This window comes from Streptomyces tateyamensis (genome assembly GCF_003205575.1).
In the GTDB taxonomy this organism is placed as follows: domain Bacteria; phylum Actinomycetota; class Actinomycetes; order Streptomycetales; family Streptomycetaceae; genus Kitasatospora; species Kitasatospora tateyamensis.
This window is the reverse complement of record NZ_PYBW01000223.1, coordinates 1-4641: the sequence shown is the minus strand read 5'-3', so window position 1 is coordinate 4641 and position 4641 is coordinate 1. Positions and strand designations below refer to the sequence as shown.

Genomic DNA, 4641 nt, shown 5'->3' with positions numbered 1-4641 from the left:
GCGACGGTCAGCGTCTCCTGGTCGCGCGAAGCGGCCACCTGCCACCCGGCCCGCAGGAACTCCCGCACATCGTCCGCGGATCCGTTCAGGGCCGCACTCGCGGCCTTCTTCACCTCCGGGCCGCCGGTGGCCATCAGCTGGCTCAGGTGGACCCGGTCGTCGTCGTCCCGGGCCTTGAACTGGCCGGTGTTGAGGAACCGCGTGACATCGTCGACGGTTCCGTCCATCGCCTTGGCCGCGGCGGCCTTCACCCCGGGGCCGCCCGTCGCCATGATCTGCGACAGCCGGACCCGCTGGTCGTCCTCGACGGCCTTCTTCATCCCGCCGTTCAGGAAGGCCTGCACGTCGGCGGCCGAACCGGCCAGCGCCTTCGCACCGGCGGCCCGCACGCCCGGACCGGAGACGGCCATAGCCTGCTCCAGGCTGGCCCGCAGGTCCGCCTCGGCGGCGGCGCCCTGGCCGCCGCCCGTCAGGAACGCCTTAAGGTCGTCGCTGCCGCCGGTCAGCGCGATCTCGGCCGCCCGGCGCACCGCCGGACCACCGCCCTTCCACGCCGCGACCACCTTGGCACGGTCGCCGTTCGCGGCCGGCGGCGCCGTAGCGGCTGCCGCCGGTACGGTGACCAGCCCGCTCAGCAGGCCGAACACCAGGGCGCCGGCTGCGGTGACCCGCAGCCGTACGGCCCGTGCTTTCACTTGCGATTTCATCGAACCAGATTTCCAATCCCCGAAGGTTCGTTCACCAGAAGAAGGGCCTGCCGCTCCAGCCACGCGGGCGGAGCGGCAGGCCACGATCAACAGCTGGTCAGGCGCCCAGCTGGAAGCGCTCGTTGCCGGCTCCGGGGGTGCAGTCCCACAGGATCGGCGTCGCGGTCCGGCCTACAGCTGGGCCAGACCCGTACCCGTCGCGCAGTCGGCGAGCATGATGTGTCCGTCACCCGACTTCAGCGCGGTGCCCTGAGCGCGGTGCCCTGATCGGTGAGGATCGTCCCCGCGCCGGGGGGAGAGGTCCTCCACCGCCGGGGGCGCGACCGGCTCGGCGCCGTGGCGGTCGGAGACGGGAGACCGGCCAGCACCGGTACCACCAAGCTCACGCGCAAGACGACTCCCCCAAAGAACGGCGCGCCAGGGGTGCGCCAACGCCCCCATGGTCAGCCGAATGAAGCTCAGGCGGACGCTACGGCCGACATTTCGCATACGTCAATTGCACATAAGCAAGAAGTATGGGTGGGCCCGGGGTTGCAGACATGCGCCGGCGGCAGCGTCAACCCGCTGGTTGGCGGATGGGAAATCCAGTCGGATACGGACAATCCGCCAGAGGGAACCGGCAATCGGCTGCCATCAGTGGTGGGGTGAATCACAGGACTTGCCCACTGCATGAGAAAGGCCTGAGCGTTCGTTCAAGGCAGATCAAACTTTGGCCCAGGGCTCGTCCCGGATGGATGGGCGAGCTGCGGCGGACCCGAGCACGGCAAGCGCGGTCGCCGGACGGCGAATTGACCCGCTCTCTCGGTGTCGAATTGGCCCAGTAGGACGGGTCGCCCGCTGGCTAGGGTGGAAGTGATCTTCGAAGCGCGGAAGGCTCCTTACGGGGTGCGGAAGGACGGACTGTCATGCGGATCTTCGTGGCCGGGGCGACCGGGGTGGTCGGCCGGCAGCTGGTGCCGATGCTGCTGGCGGCCGGGCACCAGGTGACCGGGAGCTCGCGGACGGCGGCGGGCGCGGCCCGGGTCGCTGCGCTGGGTGGGACCGGGGCGCAGGCCGACGCCCTGGACCCGGCAGGGCTGCGGGCCGCGGTGCTGGCCGCCGAGCCGGAGGTGGTGGTCCATCAGCTGACCGACCTGTCCGGCGCGGACGGCGCTGCCAACGGGCGCCTGCGCCGCGAGGGCACCCGGAACCTGGTGGCCGCGGCGAAGGAGGCCGGGGTCGCGCGGTTCGTCGCGCAGTCCATCTGCTGGGCGTACGCGCCGGGGGCCGAGCCGGCCTCCGAACTGGTGGAGCTGGATCCGAGCGAGCAGCAGCCGCGGGCCCGGACGGTGGCCGCGGTCCGGGCGCTGGAGGAGAGCGCGGCCGAGCTGCCCGGAGCGGTGGTGCTGCGGTACGGGCTGCTGTACGGGCCCGGCACCTGGTACGCCCCGGGCGGTGCGGTGGCCGCGGCGCTGGGCGGCGGCCGTGCCGCGCCGTTCCTGGGCAGCACGGAGGCGGACGGGGCGGTCAGCTCCTTCGTGCACACCGCGGACGCGGCGGGCGCGGTGCTGGCCGCGCTCGACTGGCCGGGCGGGCCGGTGAACATCGTGGACGACGAGCCGGCCGCCGCCCGGGACTGGCTGCCGGTGCTGGCGGCAGCGCTCGGGGTACCGGCCCCGGTCCCCGCCCCGTCGGCCGAGCGACCGGGCTGGGCCCGCGGCGCGTCCAACGCGCTGGCCCGGGGCCGGGGTTGGCGGCCGGGGCGGGCGAGCTGGCGGACGGGGTTCGCCCAGCAGTGAGCGGCCGGCCGGTGGCCTACCGGGCAGCGGACGACGGGACTACGGGACTACGGGTGCTCGGGTTTGCGGGCCAGCAGGCAGAGGTGGCGGGACTCCTGGAGCAGGCGGGCGGTCACGGTGAGGCCCGCCTGTTCGAGCAGGTCCACCTGACGGTCCGCCGGGATCAGGTGCCACTCGTAGCTGACGGAGTGCCCGTACCCCTGGGTCGGGTACCGCACCTCGTCGCCGACGTGGCCGCCGAGCAGCAGGTAGCCGCCGGGGGCGAGCACCCGGTGGAACTCGCGGTAGACCGCAGGCAGCCCCTCGGCCGGGGTGTGGTGCGTGCTGTACCAGGCCAGCACGCCGCCGAGTCCGCCGTCCGGCAGTTCCAGCGCGGCCATACTGCCCTGACGGAATCGCACCCCGGGGTACGCCGCCCGCGCCACCGCCACCATCTCCGGCGACAGGTCCACCCCGACCGCGTCCAGCCCGCGCTCCGCCAGGTACGCCGTCACCTTCCCCGGCCCGCAGCCGGCGTCCAGCACCGGACCCGCCACCAGCTCCGCGAAGGCGGCGAGCATGCCGCGCGAGACGGGGTCCATGGCGGCCGGCGCCGGCACCAGGCGGGCGTAGTCGGCGGCGACGGTGTCGTAGGAGGCGCGGACGGCTTCGAGGGTCACGGGGGGAGAGGGTAGCGGGGCGGTCTCCGGCCCGCACCGGCGGGCGCATCCGTCCGTAGGCGGACCACCGACCTGACGACTTGTCACCGCAGTATTGGAATAGGTATTTCAGCTCCTCGACTCGTCTCCCCGGCGTCTGGATTCGGGTTCCTAGACTTGCGCAGTCATCGAGTCGAACGGGGAGAAGCAGATGAGTGCTGATCACGATGTCGCCGCCGCCGGATCCGCCGCCGGATCCGCTCCGGACGCGAGAACCGGGCGCGTGCCGGCCACCCCCGCGCTCTCCAGCAGATCCAAGCTCCCTTCGCTGACCGGTCTGCGGTTCATCGCCGCCGCGCTGGTCTTCGTCTTCCACTCCTCACTGATGTTCATCCCGATGAGCCCGTTCGCCGACCACGGCGTCGCCGAGGGCTACCGCTGGTTCTTCAACCAGGCGGGCTCGATCGGCGTCTCGTTCTTCTTCCTGCTGAGCGGGTTCGTGCTGACCTGGTCGGCCCGGCCGCAGGACACGGTCACCGGGTTCTGGCGCCGCCGACTGCTGAAGATCTTCCCGAACCACGTGGCCACCCTGGTGCTGGCGGTGCTCCTGGTCACCAGCGGGGCGATCCCGCTGGGGGTCTGGCTGCCGAACCTGCTGCTGGTCCACTCCTGGTTCCCGGCCGCCTCCGTCCACCTGAGCCTCAACGCCCCGTCCTGGTCGCTCTGCTGCGAGCTGCTCTTCTACCTGCTCTTCCCGCTGCTGCTGCGCCCGGTGCTGCGGGCCGGTCAGCGCGCGCTGTGGAGCCTGGCCGCGGTGATGGTCGCCTGCATGGTGGCCGTGGAGCTGGTCGCCGACTTCCTGGCGCCGACCAGCACGCCCGCCGCCGGCACCGACGTGACGGTCTGGCAGTTCTGGTTCGGGTACTTCTTCCCGCCGATGCGGATGTTCGAGTTCGTGATCGGCATGGTCCTGGCCCGCCTCGTGCTGGCCGGTGCGTTCCCCCGGATCCGGATCCTCCCGGCGGCGGCACTCTGCGCGGCCGGCTACGCGGCGACGCTGGTGGTGCCGTTCCTGTACGGGCTCAACCTGATGACCGTCATCCCCATCTCGGTGCTGATCTGCGCGGTGGCCCGCGCCGATGCCGAGGGCACCCGGACGGTGCTGCGCGGGCGGGTGATGCAGTGGCTCGGGGAGGTCTCCTTCGGCTTCTACCTGGCGCAGCTGATCGTGCTGGTCTACGTCCGTACGAAGCTGATGCACGGTCACACCTACTCGACGCCGACCGGCATCGCGATCGTGGTGGGGGAGTTCCTGCTGGCGCTGGCCCTCGGCGGCTTGCTGATGGTGTTCGTGGAGCGCCCCGTGATGCGCCGTTGGGCCCGGCCCAAGGCCCGGCACCGCGCCTCCGCGGTGGTCGCCTCGGGCACCGGATCCGCCTCGGCTGCGACGAGCTCGGAGCAGCAGCGCGTCCCTGCTCCCTGAGCGGATGCCAGGCTTCGGCGCTGCTGCCGTCACCC

At 72.3% G+C, this 4641-nt stretch carries 4 protein-coding genes; 2 read left to right on the top strand and 2 right to left on the bottom strand.

From position 1 onward, the window contains the following. Positions 1-707 (bottom strand): ALF repeat-containing protein (locus C7C46_RS32875; RefSeq protein ID WP_181442665.1); only part of this gene is annotated, 707 nt, incomplete at its 3' end. 905 nt (positions 708-1612) lie between these two features. On the opposite strand from C7C46_RS32875, the gene C7C46_RS32870 reads away from it, so the two are divergent. Next, positions 1613-2485 carry an NAD-dependent epimerase/dehydratase family protein gene (locus tag C7C46_RS32870; protein ID WP_110673570.1) on the top strand — a complete coding sequence of 291 codons (873 nt, stop codon included), beginning with the start codon at positions 1613-1615 and terminating at the stop codon, positions 2483-2485. Between the two features lie 47 nt (positions 2486-2532). Here C7C46_RS32870 and C7C46_RS32865 read toward each other — a convergent pair whose 3' ends face one another. After that, positions 2533-3144 carry a class I SAM-dependent methyltransferase gene (locus C7C46_RS32865; RefSeq protein ID WP_245985310.1) on the bottom strand — a complete coding sequence of 204 codons (612 nt, stop codon included), beginning with the start codon at positions 3142-3144 and terminating at the stop codon, positions 2533-2535. Between the two features lie 190 nt (positions 3145-3334). Between C7C46_RS32865 and C7C46_RS32860 the strand changes: the two genes are divergently transcribed. After that, positions 3335-4606, top strand: coding sequence for an acyltransferase family protein (locus C7C46_RS32860; RefSeq protein WP_110673569.1), 1272 nt, complete (start codon positions 3335-3337; stop codon positions 4604-4606). Positions 4607-4641: the final 35 nt, after the last annotated feature.